The sequence below is a fragment of the Caulobacter sp. GW456-12-1-14-TSB4 genome (genome assembly GCF_059424195.1).
Window position 1 is genome coordinate 24,724 of the sequence record NZ_JBWKZF010000036.1, and the last position, 17,996, is coordinate 42,719.

21 protein-coding genes and 1 pseudogene are annotated in these 17,996 nt (G+C 67.6%); 5 read left to right on the forward strand and 17 right to left on the reverse strand.

From position 1 onward, the window contains the following. Positions 1–2: 2 nt before the first annotated feature. The 10 genes and pseudogenes from ybeY to AC07YH_RS23710 all read right to left on the reverse strand — a co-directional run bounded on the left by ybeY (position 3) and on the right by AC07YH_RS23710 (position 6,549). A complete protein-coding gene (gene ybeY, locus AC07YH_RS23665) occupies positions 3–458 on the reverse strand; it encodes an rRNA maturation RNase YbeY (protein ID WP_494749374.1) in 456 nt (151 codons plus the stop codon). A gap of 17 nt (positions 459–475) precedes the next feature. Next, complete coding sequence (locus AC07YH_RS23670; protein WP_494749357.1) at positions 476–1,420, reverse strand: PhoH family protein; 945 nt, start codon at positions 1,418–1,420, stop codon at positions 476–478. After that, a complete protein-coding gene (miaB, locus tag AC07YH_RS23675; RefSeq protein ID WP_494749358.1) occupies positions 1,417–2,769 on the reverse strand; it encodes a tRNA (N6-isopentenyl adenosine(37)-C2)-methylthiotransferase MiaB in 1,353 nt (450 codons plus the stop codon). Before miaB ends, AC07YH_RS23670 begins: the two co-directional genes overlap by 4 nt. A 164-nt stretch (positions 2,770–2,933) precedes the next feature. Further along, complete coding sequence (locus tag AC07YH_RS23680) at positions 2,934–3,341, reverse strand: Fur family transcriptional regulator (RefSeq protein WP_494619867.1); 408 nt, start codon at positions 3,339–3,341, stop codon at positions 2,934–2,936. 45 nt (positions 3,342–3,386) lie between these two features. Beyond that, a complete protein-coding gene (rimI, locus tag AC07YH_RS23685; protein WP_494749359.1) occupies positions 3,387–3,839 on the reverse strand; it encodes a ribosomal protein S18-alanine N-acetyltransferase in 453 nt (150 codons plus the stop codon). Beyond that, on the reverse strand, positions 3,836–4,471 hold the full coding sequence (gene tsaB, locus AC07YH_RS23690; protein ID WP_494749360.1) for a tRNA (adenosine(37)-N6)-threonylcarbamoyltransferase complex dimerization subunit type 1 TsaB: 636 nt from the start codon (positions 4,469–4,471) through the stop codon (positions 3,836–3,838). Before tsaB ends, rimI begins: the two co-directional genes overlap by 4 nt. A 3-nt stretch (positions 4,472–4,474) precedes the next feature. After that, complete coding sequence (locus AC07YH_RS23695; protein WP_494749361.1) at positions 4,475–5,131, reverse strand: DUF1131 family protein; 657 nt, start codon at positions 5,129–5,131, stop codon at positions 4,475–4,477. A 10-nt stretch (positions 5,132–5,141) separates the two neighbouring features. Continuing rightward, positions 5,142–5,280 (reverse strand): annotated as a pseudogene (locus AC07YH_RS23700) (hypothetical protein); the annotation flags it as partial. Positions 5,281–5,289: 9 nt separating this feature from the next. Next, on the reverse strand, positions 5,290–5,877 hold the full coding sequence (locus AC07YH_RS23705) for a malonic semialdehyde reductase (RefSeq protein ID WP_494749362.1): 588 nt from the start codon (positions 5,875–5,877) through the stop codon (positions 5,290–5,292). A gap of 93 nt (positions 5,878–5,970) precedes the next feature. After that, positions 5,971–6,549: a NifU family protein gene (locus AC07YH_RS23710; protein ID WP_494749363.1), complete on the reverse strand. Its 579-nt coding sequence runs from the start codon at positions 6,547–6,549 to the stop codon at positions 5,971–5,973. A 124-nt stretch (positions 6,550–6,673) separates the two neighbouring features. Here AC07YH_RS23710 and AC07YH_RS23715 point away from each other — a divergent pair, with 124 nt between their 5' ends. Together AC07YH_RS23715 and AC07YH_RS23720 are read left to right on the forward strand one after the other, a co-directional pair. Then, a complete protein-coding gene (locus tag AC07YH_RS23715; RefSeq protein WP_494749364.1) occupies positions 6,674–7,942 on the forward strand; it encodes a cytochrome P450 in 1,269 nt (422 codons plus the stop codon). A gap of 10 nt (positions 7,943–7,952) precedes the next feature. Further along, positions 7,953–8,363, forward strand: coding sequence for a hypothetical protein (locus tag AC07YH_RS23720; protein WP_494749365.1), 411 nt, complete (start codon positions 7,953–7,955; stop codon positions 8,361–8,363). Here the strand turns inward: AC07YH_RS23720 and AC07YH_RS23725 are convergent. From AC07YH_RS23725 to murJ, 4 genes are all read right to left on the reverse strand, one after another. Then, entirely contained in the window at positions 8,360–8,863 is a 504-nt protein-coding gene (locus tag AC07YH_RS23725) for a universal stress protein (protein WP_494749366.1), read from the reverse strand. The two genes, AC07YH_RS23720 and AC07YH_RS23725, sit on opposite strands and share 4 nt — an antisense overlap. Before the next feature lie 31 nt (positions 8,864–8,894). After that, positions 8,895–9,929 carry a tryptophan--tRNA ligase gene (gene trpS, locus AC07YH_RS23730; protein ID WP_494749367.1) on the reverse strand — a complete coding sequence of 345 codons (1,035 nt, stop codon included), beginning with the start codon at positions 9,927–9,929 and terminating at the stop codon, positions 8,895–8,897. 77 nt (positions 9,930–10,006) lie between these two features. Next, on the reverse strand, positions 10,007–10,060 hold the full coding sequence (locus tag AC07YH_RS23735; protein WP_494749375.1) for a hypothetical protein: 54 nt from the start codon (positions 10,058–10,060) through the stop codon (positions 10,007–10,009). A 32-nt stretch (positions 10,061–10,092) separates the two neighbouring features. Continuing rightward, a complete protein-coding gene (gene murJ, locus AC07YH_RS23740) occupies positions 10,093–11,724 on the reverse strand; it encodes a murein biosynthesis integral membrane protein MurJ (protein ID WP_494749376.1) in 1,632 nt (543 codons plus the stop codon). A 251-nt stretch (positions 11,725–11,975) separates the two neighbouring features. Between murJ and AC07YH_RS23745 the strand changes: the two genes are divergently transcribed. Continuing rightward, positions 11,976–14,327 carry a glycoside hydrolase family 9 protein gene (locus AC07YH_RS23745; protein WP_494749368.1) on the forward strand — a complete coding sequence of 784 codons (2,352 nt, stop codon included), beginning with the start codon at positions 11,976–11,978 and terminating at the stop codon, positions 14,325–14,327. Here the strand turns inward: AC07YH_RS23745 and thpR are convergent. Together thpR and AC07YH_RS23755 are read right to left on the reverse strand one after the other, a co-directional pair. Next, positions 14,310–14,855 carry an RNA 2',3'-cyclic phosphodiesterase gene (gene thpR, locus AC07YH_RS23750; protein WP_494749369.1) on the reverse strand — a complete coding sequence of 182 codons (546 nt, stop codon included), beginning with the start codon at positions 14,853–14,855 and terminating at the stop codon, positions 14,310–14,312. The genes AC07YH_RS23745 and thpR overlap by 18 nt on opposite strands. 62 nt (positions 14,856–14,917) lie before the next feature. Next, the gene (locus AC07YH_RS23755; protein WP_494749370.1) at positions 14,918–15,985 is read right to left on the reverse strand and encodes an aldo/keto reductase; all 1,068 of its coding nucleotides are present in this window, start codon (positions 15,983–15,985) and stop codon (positions 14,918–14,920) included. Positions 15,986–16,184: 199 nt separating this feature from the next. Between AC07YH_RS23755 and AC07YH_RS23760 the strand changes: the two genes are divergently transcribed. Together AC07YH_RS23760 and AC07YH_RS23765 are read left to right on the forward strand one after the other, a co-directional pair. Further along, a complete protein-coding gene (locus AC07YH_RS23760; RefSeq protein WP_494749371.1) occupies positions 16,185–16,934 on the forward strand; it encodes a Bax inhibitor-1/YccA family protein in 750 nt (249 codons plus the stop codon). A 98-nt stretch (positions 16,935–17,032) separates the two neighbouring features. Further along, positions 17,033–17,377, forward strand: a complete 345-nt coding sequence (locus AC07YH_RS23765) for a hypothetical protein (RefSeq protein WP_494749372.1) — start codon at positions 17,033–17,035, stop codon at positions 17,375–17,377. Between the two features lie 63 nt (positions 17,378–17,440). Here AC07YH_RS23765 and AC07YH_RS23770 read toward each other — a convergent pair whose 3' ends face one another. Next, complete coding sequence (locus AC07YH_RS23770; protein WP_494749373.1) at positions 17,441–17,773, reverse strand: DUF2794 domain-containing protein; 333 nt, start codon at positions 17,771–17,773, stop codon at positions 17,441–17,443. Between the last annotated feature and the right edge of the window lie 223 nt (positions 17,774–17,996).

Here is a 17,996-nt window from a genome sequence, read left to right on the forward strand (position 1 = left end):
GTTCAGCGCCCCTCTTCATCACCGGCATAGGGGTCTGGAACGTCCAGGCCCGCCAGGATTTCGCGCTCGAACGCTTCCATGGCTTCCGCCTCTTCGTCGTTCTCGTGGTCGTATCCTAAGAGATGAAGCACGCCGTGCGCCACCAGATGTTGCAAGTGGTGCGCAAGAGACTTGCCCTGCTCGGCCGCTTCGCGTGCGCAGACACCGTAGGCCAGGGCGATGTCGCCGATCTGGCCCTCGGGATTGGGCGGCGAGGGGAAGGACAGGACGTTGGTCGCATAGTCCTTCTGGCGGAAGTCGCGATTGAGGGCCTGGACGCTGTCGTCGTCGGTCAGCAGGATCACGATCCCCTGGCCTTCGATGTCCTCATGGGCGTCCAGCACGGCCTGGGCCGCGCGCCAGACCAGGGCTTCGGCGTCCTCGGCCGCCGCGGTCCAGGCCTCGTCCTCGATCTCGATGTCTACGGTGATGGTCATCAGCGCGGTGTATTCTGCGCCGCGTCCGCGTCATAGGCCTTTACGATCCGTTCGACGAGCGGATGGCGCACGACGTCCGACGCGGTGAAGCGCGACACCGACACGCCCTCGACCCCTTCCAGAATCGACACGGCGTGGGCGAGACCGGAGTCGCGCGGGTTCAGCAGATCGACCTGGGTCGGGTCGCCGGTGACGACCATGCGGGCGCCCTCGCCGATCCGGGTCAGGACCATCTTCATCTGCAGGCGCGAGCAGTTCTGGGCCTCGTCGACGATGACGAAGGCGTGGGCCAGCGTGCGGCCGCGCATGAAGGCGATCGGCGCGACCTCGATTTCCAGCTTCTCGCGGCGGCGACGCAGCTGGTCGGCGCCCATGATGTCGGTCAGGGCCTCCCAGACCGGGGCCATGTACGGATCGACCTTCTCGTTCAGGTCGCCCGGCAGGAAGCCCAGCTTCTCGCCGGCCTCGACGGCGGGACGGGTGACGATCAGACGATCGACCTCGCCGCGCAGCAGCATGCCCGCGCCATGGGCCACGGCCAGGAAGGTCTTGCCGGTGCCGGCGGGACCCAGGCCGAAGGACAGCGGATGGGTGGCCATCGCCTCCATGTAGTGGGCCTGGCCCTTGGTCTTGGGCGAGACATTGCCCTTGCGCACCGCGCGGGGCGAGGCCTGGCCACCGGCTTCCTGCGAGCCGCCGATGGCGATGCGGACATCGGCCTCGACCACTTCCTCGCCCGCGTCGGCGCGGCTCGCCAGGCTCTGCAGCACGCGCTTGGCGCCGGTGCGACCCCGGGCGTCGCCGGTGATGGTGACGCCGCCGCCCGGCGTCTCGATCAGCACCTTGAAGGCGTCCTCGATCAGGGCGGCGTGGCGGCCCGACGGGCCGGAAACGGCGTGGACGGCGTCGTCCGACAGCGGCAGGAACTCAGGCGTACGGCTCAAGCGGTCTCCAGAACGGAAGAGGTTTCGAGCACGCCCGCCAGGCTCATCTTGGCGGCGTCCTCGATACGGACAGGCACGATCGTCCCGATCAAGCTTTCAGGGCCCGAGGCATGGACGGCCTGCAGATATGGGCTGCGACCCACGATCTGGCCAGGGTGACGGCCCGACTTCTCGAACAGCACCGGCATGACCTTGCCGACCTGCGACGCGTTAAAGGCCCGCTGCTGTTCATCAAGCAGCTGGTTCAGGCGATCCAGGCGCTCGGCCTTGACCGCCTCGTCGACCTGGCCGGGCATGGCCGAAGCCGGCGTGCCGGGGCGGCGCGAATACTTGAACGAGAAGGCCGAAGCGAAGCCGACCTCGCGGACCAGCTCCAGGGTCTTCTCGAAATCGCCGTCGCGCTCGCCGGGGAAGCCGACGATGAAGTCGCCGCTCATGGCGATGTCCGGCCGCGCGGCGCGGATCTTCTCGATCAGCTTCACATAGCTTTCGGCCGTGTGGTCGCGGTTCATGGCTTTCAGGATCTTGTCCGAACCCGCCTGCACCGGCAGGTGGAGGTAGGGCATCAGCTCCGGCAGCTCGCCGTGGGCCTCGATCAGGTCCTCGCCCATGTCGCGCGGATGGCTGGTCGTGTAGCGGATGCGGTCCAGGCCATCGATCTTGGCCAGCTGGCGCACCAGCTTGGCCAGGGTCGAGCCGTCGCCATCATAGGCGTTGACGTTCTGGCCCAGCAGGGTGACCTCGCGCACGCCCTTGCCGGCCAGTTGCTTGGCCTCCTCGACGATGTCGTTCACCGGCCGCGACCACTCACCGCCGCGCGTATAGGGCACCACGCAGAAGGTGCAGAACTTGTCGCAGCCCTCCTGCACGGTCAGGAACGCGGTGACCCCGGTCACGTGGCGCTCGGCCGGCAGGGCGTCGAACTTCTCGTCGGCGGCGAAGTCGGCGGCCAAGCGCTCGCCGGTCGCCCGGTGGGCGCGGGCGATCAGCTCGGGCAGCTGGTGATAGGCCTGCGGACCGACGACCAGATCGACCGCCTGCTGGCGATGCATGATCTCCTTGCCCTCGGCCTGGGCGACGCAGCCGGCCACGGCGATGGTCATGCGACCGCCGTCCTTGGCCTTCCGGTCCTTCATCTGCTTGATGTAGCCGAGCTCGGAATAGACCTTCTCGGTCGCCTTCTCGCGGATGTGGCAGGTGTTCAGCACCACCAGGTCCGCGCCTTCCGGCTCATCGACCACGCCATAGCCCAGCGGGCGCAGGACATCGGCCATGCGCTCGCTGTCATAGACGTTCATCTGACAGCCGTAGGTCTTGATATAGAGGCGCTTTTGCGGGGTCTCGCTCATGGGCGAGGTTATGGGGTCACGCGGCCGAACGTGCAAGGTCGCGGCCTAGATCCTCCCCTCCGGGGGAGGTGGCCCAGAGGGCCGGAGGGGGCAGCGCGGCCTACACGGCATTAGCCCCCTCAGTCGCTCCGCGACAGCTCCCCCAAAAGGGGAGCATCTGCCGCTTAGTCCTCCAGCGGCACGCCGTAGAGCTCCAGCCGGTGGTCGATCAGCTTGTAGCCGAGCTTGCGGGCGATCGCGTGCTGCAGGGCCTCGATCTCCTCGTCCACGAACTCGACGACCTTGCCGGTCTTCATGTCGATCAGGTGGTCGTGGTGGTGGTCGGGCGTCTCTTCGTAACGCGAACGGCCGTCACGGAAGTCGTGGCGCTCGATGATGCCGCTTTCCTCGAACAGGCGGACCGTGCGGTACACGGTGGCGATCGAGATGTGCGGGTCGATGGCGTGGGCCCGGCGGTGCAGCTCCTCGACGTCCGGATGGTCGTCGGCGGACGACAGCACGCGCGCGATCACGCGGCGCTGGTCCGTCATGCGCATGCCTTTTTCGATACAGGCCTTTTCGAGTCGATCCACGGCGGAGCTCCGTCTTGAGTCGCGGGCAAGATAGGGGGTCGGTCGCTAACTGTTAAGCGCCCGCCGCATGACAAGCGCGTCCTTGGCCCCATCCGGATGGGGATAATAGCCTTTACGCAGGCCGACCTTGGAAAAACCAGTCGATTGATAGAGCGCGATGGCCGCCAGATTGTCGGCGGCCACCTCCAGGAACATCGCCTCCGAGCCGGTCTCGACGGCGATGCCGGCGGCGATCTCGACCAGAGCGGCGCCCCAACCGCGCCGGCGGGCGACCGGATCGACGGCGATGGTCAGGATCTCGGCCTCGCCGGCGATCGACCGGCACAGGATGAAGCCCTTGGCTTCCGTCGGCTCACCGGCCTCGCCCAACACGGCGAAGGCGCCGGGCGATTTCAGCAGTTCGTCGAACTCCAGCGCCGTCCAGGGCCGGGGGAAGGCCTTGTCGTGCAGGTCGGCGAGATCGAAAGAGGCCTCTGGCCCAACGGGACGCAGGTTCATGCGGCCGGCAACGTCGCGTAGGGCGCCCGCAGATAGAGCGGCCGGGGCGAATGGCTCGGGGCTGGCTTCTTGGCGACGAGGCGCGCGATGGAGACCGGATCGGGCGCGGCCGGGGTCAGCACGATCGCGCTGCTCAGCGCGTCGGCCAGCAGCGGTCCGCCGGAGCCGATCAGGGTCGCCGGACCGCCCGAATAGAGCTCGGCCAGCCGCGCGGCGGCTTCACCCAGGCCCAGGGCGTCGGGGGCCATCAGCGAGACGCCGTCGGCGAAGACCTGGATGTACACTTGGGCCATCCGCGCATCGAGCACGGCGGCGACGAAGCCTTTTTGGCCGAACGCCAGGCTCTCCAGCGTGTTGACCCCGACGCACGGGATCGACAGCGCCGTGGCCAGACCCTTGGCGAAGGCCAGGCCCACGCGCAGGCCGGTGAACGAGCCCGGGCCGACCGTGACGCCGATGCGGGTGAGGTCGGAAAAGGCGATGCCCGCTTCAGTTGCGGCTTCACGCGCCAGGACGCCGATGCGCTCCTGGTGGCCGCGGGTCATGGGCTCGCTCTTGGCGGCCAGCACGCGCTCGCCGTCCAGCACGGCGACCGAGCTGGCGCCGAGGCAGGTGTCGATCGACAGGATCATGGATCAGCCGGCGCCGACGACCGCGCCTTCGGCCGGACGCCAGACGAACTCGTTCAGCTGGCCCTTGGCCTTCAGGGTCGCCTCGGGCGGCACGGCCTTGCCGGTGTAGCCGGGGACCCCGAACACGTACGACACCTGGGGCGCTTCGGGGCGGACGCAGATGGTCATGTTGACCTCGCGGCCTTCACCGGCCCGGCACTGATCGACCGTGAAGCCGAGGTCGGCCCACTTGGCCAGCAGTTGCTCATCCTTGGGACCGCGCGCGTCGCCGGCATTGACGCGGACATAGGCGATCTCGGCCGAGCCATCTTCACCTTCAGGCGTCTTGCCGATCTCGGCCAGCGGGACGTTGTCCTGCTCGACATTGATGATCGCCTGGGGCGGGCCTTCGCCGAAGTGCAGGAAGGCCTGCTCGACCTTGGCCTTCGGGAACAGGACCTTCAGCGTATTGAGGTCGAAGGCCACCGAACCGTTGATCGGACCGACGCCGTCGTTGCTGACCTTCAGCGGGCTACCGGCATAAGGCGCGATGGCGACGCGGACAGGCGCTTTGGTCCCAGCCTCAGCGGCCGGAGCGGCGGGGGCCTCGTCCTTCTTCGCCGGCCCACAGGCGGCGAGCAGCACGAGCGGCAGGGCGAGAAGGGTGTGGCGGAGGGTCATAACCCTCCTTCTAGCGAATGTACGCTAAGCGTACAAAACTCTTGTCATCCCGGAAGCCTCGCAGAGGCTGTCCGGGACCCAGGGGCCAAGCCCAGTGCGGTGGCCCCTGGGTCCCGGCTCTCCGCTTCGCTGCGGCCGGGATGACAAGCTTTGTTGGACTACAGAATCTTCGCCGCTTCGTCGAAGTCCAGGCGCGGATTGCGCGGGAACAGGCCCTCTTCCGTGCCGTGGCCGATCGAGGCGATGAAGTTGCTCTTGATGTTGGTGCCCGCGAAGAACTCCGCGTCCACGCCGGCATTGTCGAAGCCCGACATCGCGCCGACGTCCAGGCCAAGAGCCCGCGCCGCCAGGATGAAGTAGCCGCCTTGCAGCGAGCTGTTGCGCAGGGCGCCCCACTCGCGGGCCTGCAGGTCGTTGAACCAGTCCTTGGCGCCCGGGGCGTGCGGGAACAGCTTGGGCAGGGTTTCCGGGAAGTCGAGGTCGTAGCCGATGATCACGGTGGCCGGGGCCTGCAGGATCTTCGGGGCGTTCGAGCCCGACGACAGCTTGGCCAGGCGCTCCTTGGCCTCTTGCGAGACCACGAAATAGAAGCGGGCCGGGGTGGAGTTGGCGGCCGTGGGGCCGAACTTGGTCAGTTCGTAAAGCTCGCGCAGCGTGCTTTCCGGCAGGGGCGTCGGGTCCCAGCCGTTGCGGGTGCGGGCTTCGGTGAACAGCTGGGCGAGCGTCGCGTCTTCGAGCTTGGCCATGGTCGATCCTTCGGTAGGCTATCTGTAACTCTGAGAGTTACGATATAGGCGCCCGCGCCAAGATCAACACCCCAAGAAAGACTTCTCGCGCCTTTAGAGCGTCTGCTCGACCCGGGTCACTTCCGGCACATAGTGCTTGAGCATGTTCTCGACGCCCGACTTCAGGGTCGCCGACGACGACGGGCAGCCCGAGCAGGCGCCGCGCATGTGCAGCCAGACGACGCCGGTCTGCGGCTCGAAGCGCGAGAAGACGATGTCGCCGCCGTCCTGGGCCACGGCCGGACGGATGCGGGTGTCGAGCAGGTCCTTGATCTCGGCGACGATCTGGGCGGTGTCCTCGTCATAGACGCCGTCCTCGTCATGGCCACCCTCGGCGCCCGAGGCCTGGTCCAGCAGCACCGGCCGGCCGCTGGTGAAATGGTCCATGATCGCCGCCAGGATCGGCGCCTTCAGGTGCGGCCACTGGGCGTCCTCGCCCTTGGTCACGGTCAGGAAGTCCGGACCGAAGAACACCCGCGTCACGTCGCCGAGGTCGAACAGGGCCTTGGCCAGCGGCGAGGCGTCGCCCTCTTCCGGCGTGCGGAATTCCCGAGCGCCCTCACCCAGCACTTCGCGGCCGGGCAGGAACTTCAGGACCTCGGGGTTCGGGGTGGTTTCGGTCTGAATGAACATGGCCCTGAAATGGACCTCGCGAGGTCGTGACGCAAGACCGGTGAGTCGTCGCATTTTAAAAGTGACACCGGCGTCATTTTCTGACGATATGCTCGCAAAACATCGATCCGTGGGAGGATCCAAGATGAGCGATGGTTCGGTTGACCTGAAGGAAGCGGCGCGCGCGCGGGCCTATTCCATTCCTCTCGAGGACTATCACGTGGCCGATCCGGACCTGTTCCAGGCCGACGCCATGTGGCCCTACTTCGAACGCCTGCGGAAAGAAGACCCCGTCCACTGGTCGAAGGGCAACGAGGAGATCGGGCCCTACTGGTCGATCACCCGCTACAACGACATCATGACCGTCGACACGACCCACCAGGTCTTCTCGTCGGACGCGCACCTGGGCGGCATCACCATCCGTGACTTCGACGAGGACTTCGTCCTGCCGATGTTCATCGCCATGGACCAGCCCAAGCACGACATCCAGCGCAAGACGGTCAGCCCGATCGTCTCGCCGCAGAACCTGGGCCGGCTGGAAGGCATCATCCGCGAGCGGGTCTGCCAGATCCTGGACACGCTGCCGATCGACGAGCCGTTCGACTGGGTCGACAAGGTCTCGATCGAGCTGACCACCCAGATGCTGGCCACCCTGTTCGACTTCCCTTGGGAAGAGCGCCGCAAGCTGACCCGCTGGTCGGACGTCGCCACCGCCTCGCCCGAGAGCGGCATCGTCGAGAGCGAGGACCAGCGCCGCGCCGAGCTGCTGGAGTGCCTCGCCTACTTCACCAACCTGTGGAACGAGCGGGTCAACCAGACCGAGCCGGGCAGCGACCTGATCTCGATGCTGGCTCACGGCGAGGCCACCCGCGACATGCCGCCCTTCGAATATCTGGGCAATGTCATCCTGCTGATCGTCGGCGGCAACGACACCACCCGCAACTCGCTGACCGGCGGCCTCTACGCCCTGTCGAAGAACCCGCAGGAAGAAGCCAAGCTGCGCGCCGATCCTTCGCTGATCCCGAACATGGTCTCGGAGATCATCCGCTGGCAGACCCCGCTGGCCCACATGCGCCGCACGGCGCTGGAGGACTACGAGCTCGCCGGCAAGACCATCAAGAAGGGCGACAAGGTCGTCATGTGGTACGTCTCGGGCAACCGCGACGACACCGTGATCGAGAACGCCGACGCCTTCATCATCGACCGGCCCCAGGCCCGTCGCCACCTGTCGTTCGGCTTCGGCATCCACCGTTGCGTCGGTAATCGCCTGGCCGAGATGCAGCTGAAGATCGTCTGGGAAGAGGTGCTCAAGCGTTTCCCCCGCATCGAGGTCCTGGAAGAACCCAAGCGCGTCCACTCGACCTTCGTGAAGGGCTACGAGCGGATGATGGTGCAGATCCCGGAGCGGGTCTAAGCTTAAGGGCATGAGCCTCGCCGATCTGGTCCGTCTGAAAGCCCGCCGAACCTTCGGCGAACACCTTCCAGGCGCCCTGGTCGAGAACCTGACGCCGGATCGCCAGGCGCTGGCCGTGGTCCGAGCCGGGGAAGGCCGGGGTTCGCCCATCGCCATGCTTGAGGATGGCGACCACCGCTGGACCCTGCTGACCGACAGCCATCTGGTCGGCCTGACGACGCTGGGCGTCCGCGCCATACGGCTGGAGGCGATCCGCGAAGACTATGAAGTCCGTGGCGACCTGGGCGACGAGAAGGCCCTGCTGAATCAGGTGTCGTACGATGGCGAGACCTGGTTTCGGGCGCCGTCGGCCGAAAACCTCATGCTGCTGTTGAACGTGCTGCTGTCCGCCGCGCGCAAGAACAAGAGCGTCGGCGTCTAGGCCAGCGCTTCGATCTCCGCGTCCGTAAGGTCGCCCGGCACCACGGTGACGGGCAGCTTGCGGCCGGCGAAGCCGACGCCCTCCTTGGCGATGGCCGAGATCAGCGGGCCGGGGCCGCGGCCGGCCGTCGAGGTGGCCAGGATCAGGATCTTGATGGCCGGGTCGGCGGCGATGACCTGCTTCAGCGCCGTGCGGACGCTGTCGGCGTGCTTGATGATGAACTCGGGCGGCAGGCCGGTGGCGGCCACGACCTGAGCGGCGAGGCTCTGGAGCAGGGCCTCGGCCTCCTCGCGCTCCTGGCGCTCGATCTCCTCGCGCACGCCGCTCCAGTGCTCGAACTCGGCGGGCGAGATCACCTTCAGCAGCGCCACGTGACCATTGGTCGAGCGCGCGCGGCGGCAGGCGTATTTCAGGGCCGCCGCGAACTCCGGCGTGTCGTCGGCGATGACGAGGAACTTGCGGCGGCCTTGAACGGCAGGAGCTGAAGCGGCGTCGGTCATGACCTGACAGAACGCCGCTTCAACGCAGACCTCAAGCCCCCCAGAAGCCGACCAGCTTCTTGACCTCGGCCAGGGTCGGGGCGGCGGCTTCGGAGGCCTTGGCCGCGCCCTTGGCCAGGATGGCGTCCAGCACCGCCGGATCGCCGAGCAGGCCGCGCATCTTGTCGCCGACCGGGGCCAGCTTCTCGACCGCCAGGTCCGCCAGGTCCGGCTTGAAGGCGCCGAAGCCCTTGCCGGCGTAGTCAGCCAGCACCTCGGCCTTGGTCCGGCCCGACAGCGCCGCGAAGATGCCGACCAGGTTGTCGGCCTCGGCGCGGGCGGTCAGCTCCTCCAGGGTTTCCGGCAGCGGTTCCGGATCGGTGCGGGCCTTCTTGATCTTGGCGGCGATGGTGTCGGCGTCGTCGGTCAGGTTGATGCGCGAATTGTCCGACGGGTCGGACTTGCTCATCTTGGCCGAACCGTCGCGCAGGCTCATCACGCGCGCGCCAGGACCCTGGATCAGCGGATCGGGCTGCGGGAAGAAGCCCGGCGCGCCGAAGTCGTGGTTGAACTTCTGGGCGATGTCGCGGGTCAGCTCCAGGTGCTGCTTCTGATCCTCGCCGACCGGCACGTGGGTGGCCTTGTAGACCAGGATGTCGGCCGCCTGCAGCACCGGATAGGTGTAGAGGCCCACCGAGCTGCGCTCCTTGTGCTTGCCGCTCTTCTCCTTGAACTGGGTCATGCGGTCGAGCCAGCCGAGGCGGGCGACGCACTGGAAGATCCAGGCCAGCTCGGCGTGCTCGCGCACCGCCGACTGCGGGAAGATCGTCGCCTTGTCCGGGTCCAGGCCCGAGGCGATGTAGGCGGCGGCGATCTCGCGGGTCTGCTGGGCCAGCAGCGCCGGGTCCTGCCAGACGGTGATGGCGTGCAGGTCGGCCACGAAGATGAAGGTGTCGATCTCGTGCTGCAGGCGGGAGAACTTCACCAGCGCGCCGAGATAGTTGCCCAGGTGCAGGGCGCCCGAGGGCTGGACGCCCGAGAGCACGCGGTTGGGGCCCGTATAGGCGACGGGAGTTTGGTCGGTCATGGCTTCAGCCTTGGCTGTAGAATTCGAATGGGGTGGCTAGGCGCGGATGCGCGCTCTGCGTCCAGCGGACGCAAAGCCTAAAGTCGGAAAGAGCCGCGCCATCGCGGCGCGAGGAGACCGATCGGAGCCATGCCCCGCTGGTTAGCCTCCTCGCGGGCATGGATCAAGCCTTGCCCCGGCGAAGCGCCGCCTTCAGCTCGGCCGGCTTGACGCCGCCGAACAGGAACAGCAGCGGCGGATAGACCGCCACGCCGGCGAGGCACGTCAGGGCCAGGGCGACCTCCTTGGCCCCCAGGGCGTGGCCATGCAGGCCGATGGCGCGAAGCGGCGCCTCGATCAGCTCGCGGTAGTGCGCGGCGGTGGCCAGCGCCAGGCCCATGCCCAGGCTGGCGATCAGGATCCGCGCCAGCCGCGACCAGGTCTGCAGGCTGGGGCCGTATTCCTTCTTGGCCGACAGGCCCCAGGCCATCTGGCCGACATTGATCCACGAGGCGATGGCGGTCGCCGCCGCGATGCCGCGCACGCCGACCCACTGGAACAGCACCACGCCGAACGCGATGTTCACGCCCACCGAGATCAGGGCGTAGCGCATCGGGCTCTTGGTGTCGCCGCGCGCGAAGAAGGCCCGCGAATAGAGCTGCTGCAGCACGAAGGCCGGGGTGCCCAGGCCGTAGAAGAACAGCGCCGCCGCCGTCTGGCTGGCGTCGAAGGCGGTGAACTCGCCGCGCGTATAGAGACCGTCCGACAGGAAGCCCGGCATGGCGATCAGGGCCGCGGCGGCCGGCAGGGTCAGGGCCATGGCCAGGGTGATACCCTGGTCCATCGCGCTCTGGGCGTCCTCGCGGTCGCCCGAGTGCACGGCGCGCGACAGGCGCGGCAGCAGGGCGACGCCAATGGCCACGCCCACCAGGCCCAGTGGCAGCTGGTAGAGGCGATCGGCAGTGGCCAGCCAGGTCCGGCCGCCGGGCACGTGGCTGGCCAGGTTGCCGGAGATGAAGATGTTGACCTGGGTGGCGCTGGCCGCGAGAGCCCCCGGGATGGCCTTGCCGATCAGCTCGCGCACTTCCGGGGTCAGGCGTGGCATCCGCCAGTGGACCTGGGCGCCGGACTTGTTGACGCCCCAGGTCAGCAGGGAGGCTTGCGCGACGCCGGCCACGATGACGCCGATCGAGCCCCACTGCGCCGCCCCGACCGCCGTGGTCTGGGGCAGGATGAAGGCCAGGGTGCAGATGTTCAGCAGGATCGGCGCGCCGGCCGACAGGATGAAGCGGTCGCGGGCGTTCAGAACGCCCGACAGGTGGGCCACGATCGCCATGCACGGCAGGTACGGCATGGTGATCTGGGTCAGCAGCACCGCCAGCTTGTACTTCTCGGTGCCCCAGCCGAAGCCCGGGCTGATCAGCATCATCAGCCACGGCATGGCCAGCTGGCAGACGACGGTGATGATGATGGTCGAGGCCGCCAGGGTGGCCATGGCGTCGGCGGCCAGGATGTCGGCCTTCTCCTCGCCGTCGCGCTGCAGCGACTTGGCGTAGGCCGGCACGAAGGCCGCCGCGAAGGCGCCCTCCGCGAAGAACCGGCGGAACAGGTTCGGGAACGCCAGGGCCGCGTTGTAGGCGTCGGCGGCCGGGGTGGCGCTGGCCCCCATCCGGTACGAGACGGCCAGATCGCGCGCGAAGCCCATGAACCGGCTGACCAGGGTCAGGCTGGAATAGATCATCGACGACTTGAGCAGCCCGCCCTTCTTGGGAGCGGGCGAGGTCTCGGCGGAGGCGGGGGGAGCGGCGTCGGTCACCAGCGGCTTGTGTGCCGCCGCCGATAGGCCGTCAAGCGACAGCACGCAGAACGGCTCCCAGACAGAAATGTGACCGGTAACAGATTTCGATTGACGGCGCTGTCTTCCGCCCGCAACCCTCGATGGCAAGACCCGCGTTCGACGGGCCAGGAGGAAACTCAAAGATGCGCGGAGCCTCGCTCGCCCTTTCGCTCGCCGGTCTCATGGCGACAACCTCTCTTGGATTTGGCGCCTACGCCCAAGTCCCGCAGATGAAGCTGAACGACGCCGGCTACTACGCCGCGCCGGGGGCCGAGGTGCTGGTGTTCAGCAACTGGTACGACAGCCTGTTCAGCGACGCCAAGATCAGCGGGGTCGAGCTGATCCAGCGCGGCGTGCGCACGGCCACCAATGGCGATGTCCGCCTCTCGCCGACGCCCGGCCAGTGGGACCCGATCGGCAAGCTGGTCGACCGCAAGGCCGATCCCAAGACCGGCGTGGTCGAGGCCACGCTCGAATACGCCGAGCACGGCTTCCGATACGTGATCCGCTCCGAGCCGCGCGGCGGCGACGTCGTGGTCAGCATCGTGCTGGACAAGCCCCTGCCCCAGGCGCTGGAGGGCAAGGCCGGCTTCAACCTGGAATTCCTGCCGTCCGCCTATTTCCGCAAGACCTTCATGGCCGACGGCAAGGCCGGCGCCTTCCCACTCTATCCGGCCAGCGACATGGCGCCCGTGGACGGCCGGCCCGAGCCGCTGCCGCTGGCCCAGGGAAGGCGCTTCGTGCTGGCCCCCGAGGACGCGACCCATCGCGTGACCCTGACCTCGTCCGCGCCCATCGCCCTCTATGATGGCCGCAACCAGGCCCAGAACGGCTGGTTCGTGGCGCGCGGGATGCTTCCCTCGGGCAAGACCGGCAAGGTGCTGGAATGGACCCTGTCGCCCCAGGCCGACGCCGCCTGGGTCCGCCCGCCGATGATCGCCCACTCCCAGGTTGGCTACGCGCCGAACCAGGCCAAGACGGCGGTGATCGAGCTGGACGCGGCCGACAAGCCGGCGGCGACCGCCCGACTGCTCCGCATCTCCGACACCGGCGCCTTCACCACCGCCCTGGAAGGTCCGGTCAAGCCGTGGGGCCGCTACCTGCGCTATACCTACGGCCGGTTCGACTTCAGCGCCGTCAAGCAGCCTGGCGCCTATGTGATCGAATACGGCAAGACCCGCAGCGCCCCGTTCCGCATCGGGCCGGACGTCTTCGCCGACGCCTGGCATCCGACGCTGGACGTCTATTTCCCGGTCGCCATGGACCACATGTTCGTCAACGAGGCCTATCGCGTCTGGCACGGCGAGGCGCACAAGGACGACGCCCTTCAAGCGCCGGTGAACCACGAGCACCTCGACCTCTACGCCCAGGGCCCGACCACCGACACGCCGTTCAAGCCGGGCGAGCACATCCCCGGCCTCAATGTCGGCGGCTGGTTCGACGCCGGCGACTTCGATATCCGCACCCAGACCCAGTACGCGGTCGTGAGCGACATGGTGCAGACCTGGGAGCAGTTCCGCCCGACCCGCGACCAGACCAGCGTCGATGACACGAAGCGCCGGGTCGAGATCCACGTCCCGGACGGCAAGCCCGACCTCGTCCAGCAGATCCGCCATGGGACCCTGCAGCTGGTCGCCCAGCACCGCGCGGTCGGCCACGCCATCCACGGTATCGTCGAGCCCGACCTCGGCCAGTACACCCACCTGGGCGACGCGGTGACCAAGACCGACGGCATTCCCGGCACCAAGGACGACCGCTGGGCCTTCACCAGCAAATCCTCCGCGCTCAACTACGGCTCGGCCGCCGCCCTCGCCGCCGCCAGCCGCGCTTTGCGGGGCGCCGACGACGCCCTGGCCGACGAGAGCCTGGCCATCGCCAAGCGCGTCTGGGACGACGAACACAGCCATCCGCCCGACCTCTACCGCCACGGCAACACCACCGGCGGCAACCTGACCGACGAGGAGTTCGACGCCACGGTCGAGCTTCTGGTCACCACCCAGGACCCGAAATACGCCGCGCGCATTGAGGCGATGTGGCCAGAGGTCGAGAAGCGTTTCGCCGCCAACGCCCGCACCGCCGCCCTGGCGATCCCGTTCATGCCGGCCGCGTACAAGGCCCGGATGGAGCCGGCGGTCCGCGCCTGGCTGGCGGCGGACGCCCAGCACGCCAAGGACAATCCGTTCGGGGTGTTCATCGGCACGGGCGGCTGGGCCGGCAGCGGCCAGGTGGTCGAGGCGGGCCTGACCCACGCGGCCTTGCGCAAGGCCTTCCCCGACATCGTCCCGGCCGACGGCGTCTTCCGCGCCCTCGACTATCTCTACGGAACCCATCCGGGCTCGAACCTGTCGCTGGTCTCCGGCGTCGGGACCCAGTCGAAGGAAGTGGCCTATGGCAACAACCGCGCCGACTTCAGCTTCATCGCCGGCGGCGTCGTGCCGGGCGTGCTGATCATCAAGCCGGACCTCCCCGAGAACAAGGAGGACTGGCCCTTCCTGTGGGGCGAGAACGAGTACGTCGTGAACGTCGCGGCCGGCTACATGCTGCTGGCCCAGACGGCCAACGCCCTAGCTGGCGGGCGCTAGCGGATATTCCCGTTCCAGCCGGTAGGCCGAGCCCTCGCTGGTCTGCCAGCTGGAATAGAGGCCGAAGCGATCGACGTGGAAGGCCGGGGAATGCAGCAGATTGTGGGTCTGGATCCAGGCCCCGACCTCCTGCGCCGCCGCGCGCTTCAGATAGGCCAGGGTGACGTGCGGCGTGTAGAGCCGGCTCTCGGGCTTCAGCTCCACCGACCGGGCGGCGCTCTCATTGGCCTTCTGCAGCCGGCGCAGCGGCGCGCTGTCCTCGACCCCGGCCCAGACGGCGTGGATGTCGGCGCCCTCGCCGAAGTGGCCGGCGCGGGTCAGTTCCAGGTCGAAGGCCGGGGCCTGGATCTGCTCCAGCGCCTCGTCCAGCTCCGCCGCCACCGGCTCCTGCACGTCGCCGATGAACCGCAGGGTGATGTGGAACGCCTCCAGCGGCCGCCAGCGCGCGCCCTCGATGCCGTGCTGGCGCGAGAGCAGGCCCTGGCCGATCTCCGGCGGGATGGCGATGGCGGTGAAGAGGCGGATCATCCGAGTCTTTGTTCTGACGGGCGTTTTTTCCGAAAACCGGTTCCCACTTTTCGGAACGCGCTCTACGGGCAGGGGCTGGGGTGTTGGACGTGGATGGCGTTGACGGCCTTTTCCAGGTCGTCGGTCCAGGTCAGGTCGAAGGCGTCGATGTTCGTCTTCAACTGCTCCATCGAGGTGGCGCCGATGATGGTGGCGGTCACGAAGGGGCGGGTGTCGCAGAACTTCAGCGCCAGCTGGGCCGGGTCCAGGCCATTGGCCTTGGCCAGGTCCACATAGGCGCGGAACGCCTCGGCCGCGCCGGGACCCTCGTAACGCTGCATGCGGTTGTAGAGCGCCTTGCGGGAGCCTTCGGGCAAGGCGCCGTCCAGGTACTTGCCGGTCAGCTGGCCCTGGGCCAGGGGCGAATAGGCCAAGAGGCCCACCTGCTCGCGCATGGCGATCTCGGCCAGGCCCGTCTCGAAGGTGCGGTTGGCCAGGTGGTAGGCGTTCTGGATCGAGGCGATGCGGGGCAGGCCCCCACCTCCATTTCTTGGGGTCTCGCTCTCGGCCAGGAATTTCATCACGCCCCAGGGGAACTCGTTCGAGACGCCGACATGGCGGATCGAGCCCTTCTTCACGTGGGCGTCCAGCGCCTCGAGGATGTCGCCGAAGCTCTCGAAGTCCTGCTCGTAGTCGGTGTAGCCGGCCCCGCCGAAGACCCGCACCTTCCGGTCGGGCCAGTGCAGTTGATAGAGGTCGAGATAGTCGGTCTTCAGGCGGCGCAGCGAGCCCTCGACGGCCTCGTCGATCTGGGCCTTGGTCTGGCGGGTGGTCGCCCCGTCCTTGCGCATCCACGGAAGGCCGCCGAAGGCCGCGCCCTGGCCGGCCACCTTGGAGGCCAGCACGATCTCGTGGCGCTTGCCGGTCTTCTCCAGCCACGCGCCGATATGTTGCTCGGTGCGGCCTTGCGTCTCCGGATTGGGCGGGCTGGCGTACATCTCCGCCGTGTCCCAGAAGTTGACCCCGCGCGAGAGCGCGTAGTCCATCTGTTCGTGCGCTTCGGCTTCGGAATTCTGCGAGCCCCAGGTCATGGTGCCCAGGCAGCAGCGCGAGACGGACACGTCCGTGCGGCCCAGCTTGACGTAGTCCATCGGCGATGCGCCCCTGTTTAGCCTTGTCGGGGGAGCTTTCTACGAGCGTCTGCCGTTGTCCCGCAAGGCTGAGCGCTGTTCAGCCGCTTTCACGAACGCATACCATGAACACTTTCGTGAGGGGATTGCGCGCTCGCCCGGGACACCCGATATTGATGAGGCGTCCACCGTGGACGCTCTAGCTCAAGGGCTTAATTCGATGAACGACTTCAACCGCGACTACGCGCGCTCGATCCCGGCGGATCGCGCCGACATGTCGGTTGACGCCGGCCTGCGTAGTTTCATGCTCGGCGTCTACAACAAGGTGGCGCTGGGTCTCCTGCTGTCGGCCGGCCTGGCCTTCCTGACCAGCGGCTATGTGCCCTCGATCGCCAACGTGCTCTACGAACTGACCCCGGACGGCCGCCTGCTGGGCTTCACGTTGATGGGCATGGTCCTGCGCTTCGCGCCGCTCGTGATGATCGTGGCCTCCATGTTCATCAAGCCGACGGCGCGCACCTCGGGCATCCTGTACTGGGCGCTGGTCGCCTCGATCGGCGCGGGCCTGGGCCTGTGGCTGATCGTCTATAACGTGCAGTCGGTCTTCGCGACCTTCCTGGTCACGGCGATCGCCTTCGGTGGTCTGAGCCTGGTCGGTTACACGACCAAGAAGGACCTGTCGGGCTTTGGTAGCTTCTTGATCATGGGCCTGATCGGCTTGGTGGTGGCCTCGCTGGTCCAAGCCTTCCTGCATCTGCCGGGCCTGGGCTTCATCATCAACATCCTGGGCGTGCTGATCTTCGCGGGCCTGATCGCCTACGACACCCAGAACCTGAAGATGACCTACTACCAGTTGGGCGGTGACCGCGAGTCGACGGCCGTCGCCACCAACTACGGCGCGCTGAACCTCTATCTGAACTTCATCAATCTGTTCCGCTTCCTGCTCAGCTTCATGGGCAGCCGTCGCTAAGGCAGGCTGAAATTCGAAACGACGAAGCCCCGGCGGGAAACCGCCGGGGCTTTTTCTTTGCCCGCATCACGCCCACATTGTCTGGGATGGAGACGAGCATGATCCGAGCCCTCACCCTGACCGCCGGCCTGATGCTGGCCACCGTCGCCCACGCCGAGACGGCGATCCCGGCCTATCCGCCGGTCGCCAAGGGTCCGAACCTCTCCACGCCCCTGAACCTGAAGCCGGTCGGCCCGGTCGAGCTGCGCTACGCCAATGCGCGCCCGCCCCTGCCACGCGGGGTGGCCCGGACGGCGATCGAGCGCAAGGAAGGCGCGGTCTCTGGCGGCGTCGGGGTCCTGTGCGGCATCCAGCCCAGCGCCGACACCAGCGGCATCGGCACGGCGCGCGGCTATGACAACGATGGCCGCTTCGTCGGCGCCAAGCTGGGCTTCTCGTTCTAACCGTTCTTTGTTGGCGCGCGTCGGGCGGCGAAACCGCTCACACTTTCGCCTGACGCGCTTGGCTCAGTCGACGACCGAGAACTTGCCCTTCTCGAACACCCGCAGCACCTGGGCCAGCTCGTGGCCGCGCTTGAGGATCTGGCCGCCTTGGCCGACCACAGCCCATGCGCCCTGCTTGCGGGCCAGGTCCGGACGCTTCTCGACGCGATAAAGCGGCGCCTCGGCCGCGTGGCGGAAGATCGAGAACACGGCGTAGTCAGAGAGACCAGCAATGCCGTAGTCGCGCCACTCACCGGCCGCGACCATGCGGCCATAGAGGCGCATCAGCTGGTCCAGCTCACGCCGCTCGAAGAAGATGACGCCGCCAACGGGCGCGGACTGAGATTCCAGGGCCATCGCTGGAATCTAATCCCAAATCGGACGATTGGAACAGGCCGGCTGCACGAAAGCGCTTTCGTGTCGCGGCGGTCACGCCCGAGCGAAAAGACACGCCATGGCCATGCTGCGCCCTGATATGACCTTATTTCGGACCTTCGGCCGCCTGTTTGCGGGACGATAAAGTGATCGTCGGCTGATCGGACACCCTGTGGTCCAGGATCCTGAACAGCCCCCCCAGCCC

Bases quoted from the DNA above. Each gene is read 5' to 3' on its own strand.
- miaB (WP_494749358.1), bottom strand. From the start codon at position 2,769: ATGAGCGAGACCCCGCAAAAGCGCCTCTATATCAAGACCTACGGCTGT.
- rimI (WP_494749359.1), bottom strand. From the start codon at position 3,839: ATGAACCTGCGTCCCGTTGGGCCAGAGGCCTCTTTCGATCTCGCCGAC.
- tsaB (WP_494749360.1), bottom strand. From the start codon at position 4,471: ATGATCCTGTCGATCGACACCTGCCTCGGCGCCAGCTCGGTCGCCGTG.
- AC07YH_RS23695 (WP_494749361.1), bottom strand. From the start codon at position 5,131: ATGACCCTCCGCCACACCCTTCTCGCCCTGCCGCTCGTGCTGCTCGCC.
- AC07YH_RS23705 (WP_494749362.1), bottom strand. From the start codon at position 5,877: ATGGCCAAGCTCGAAGACGCGACGCTCGCCCAGCTGTTCACCGAAGCC.
- AC07YH_RS23710 (WP_494749363.1), bottom strand. From the start codon at position 6,549: ATGTTCATTCAGACCGAAACCACCCCGAACCCCGAGGTCCTGAAGTTC.
- AC07YH_RS23715 (WP_494749364.1), top strand. From the start codon at position 6,674: ATGAGCGATGGTTCGGTTGACCTGAAGGAAGCGGCGCGCGCGCGGGCC.
- AC07YH_RS23720 (WP_494749365.1), top strand. From the start codon at position 7,953: ATGAGCCTCGCCGATCTGGTCCGTCTGAAAGCCCGCCGAACCTTCGGC.
- AC07YH_RS23725 (WP_494749366.1), bottom strand. From the start codon at position 8,863: ATGACCGACGCCGCTTCAGCTCCTGCCGTTCAAGGCCGCCGCAAGTTC.
- trpS (WP_494749367.1), bottom strand. From the start codon at position 9,929: ATGACCGACCAAACTCCCGTCGCCTATACGGGCCCCAACCGCGTGCTC.
- AC07YH_RS23745 (WP_494749368.1), top strand. From the start codon at position 11,976: ATGAAGCTGAACGACGCCGGCTACTACGCCGCGCCGGGGGCCGAGGTG.
- thpR (WP_494749369.1), bottom strand. From the start codon at position 14,855: ATGATCCGCCTCTTCACCGCCATCGCCATCCCGCCGGAGATCGGCCAG.
- AC07YH_RS23755 (WP_494749370.1), bottom strand. From the start codon at position 15,985: ATGGACTACGTCAAGCTGGGCCGCACGGACGTGTCCGTCTCGCGCTGC.
- AC07YH_RS23760 (WP_494749371.1), top strand. From the start codon at position 16,185: ATGAACGACTTCAACCGCGACTACGCGCGCTCGATCCCGGCGGATCGC.
- AC07YH_RS23765 (WP_494749372.1), top strand. From the start codon at position 17,033: ATGATCCGAGCCCTCACCCTGACCGCCGGCCTGATGCTGGCCACCGTC.
- AC07YH_RS23770 (WP_494749373.1), bottom strand. From the start codon at position 17,773: ATGGCCCTGGAATCTCAGTCCGCGCCCGTTGGCGGCGTCATCTTCTTC.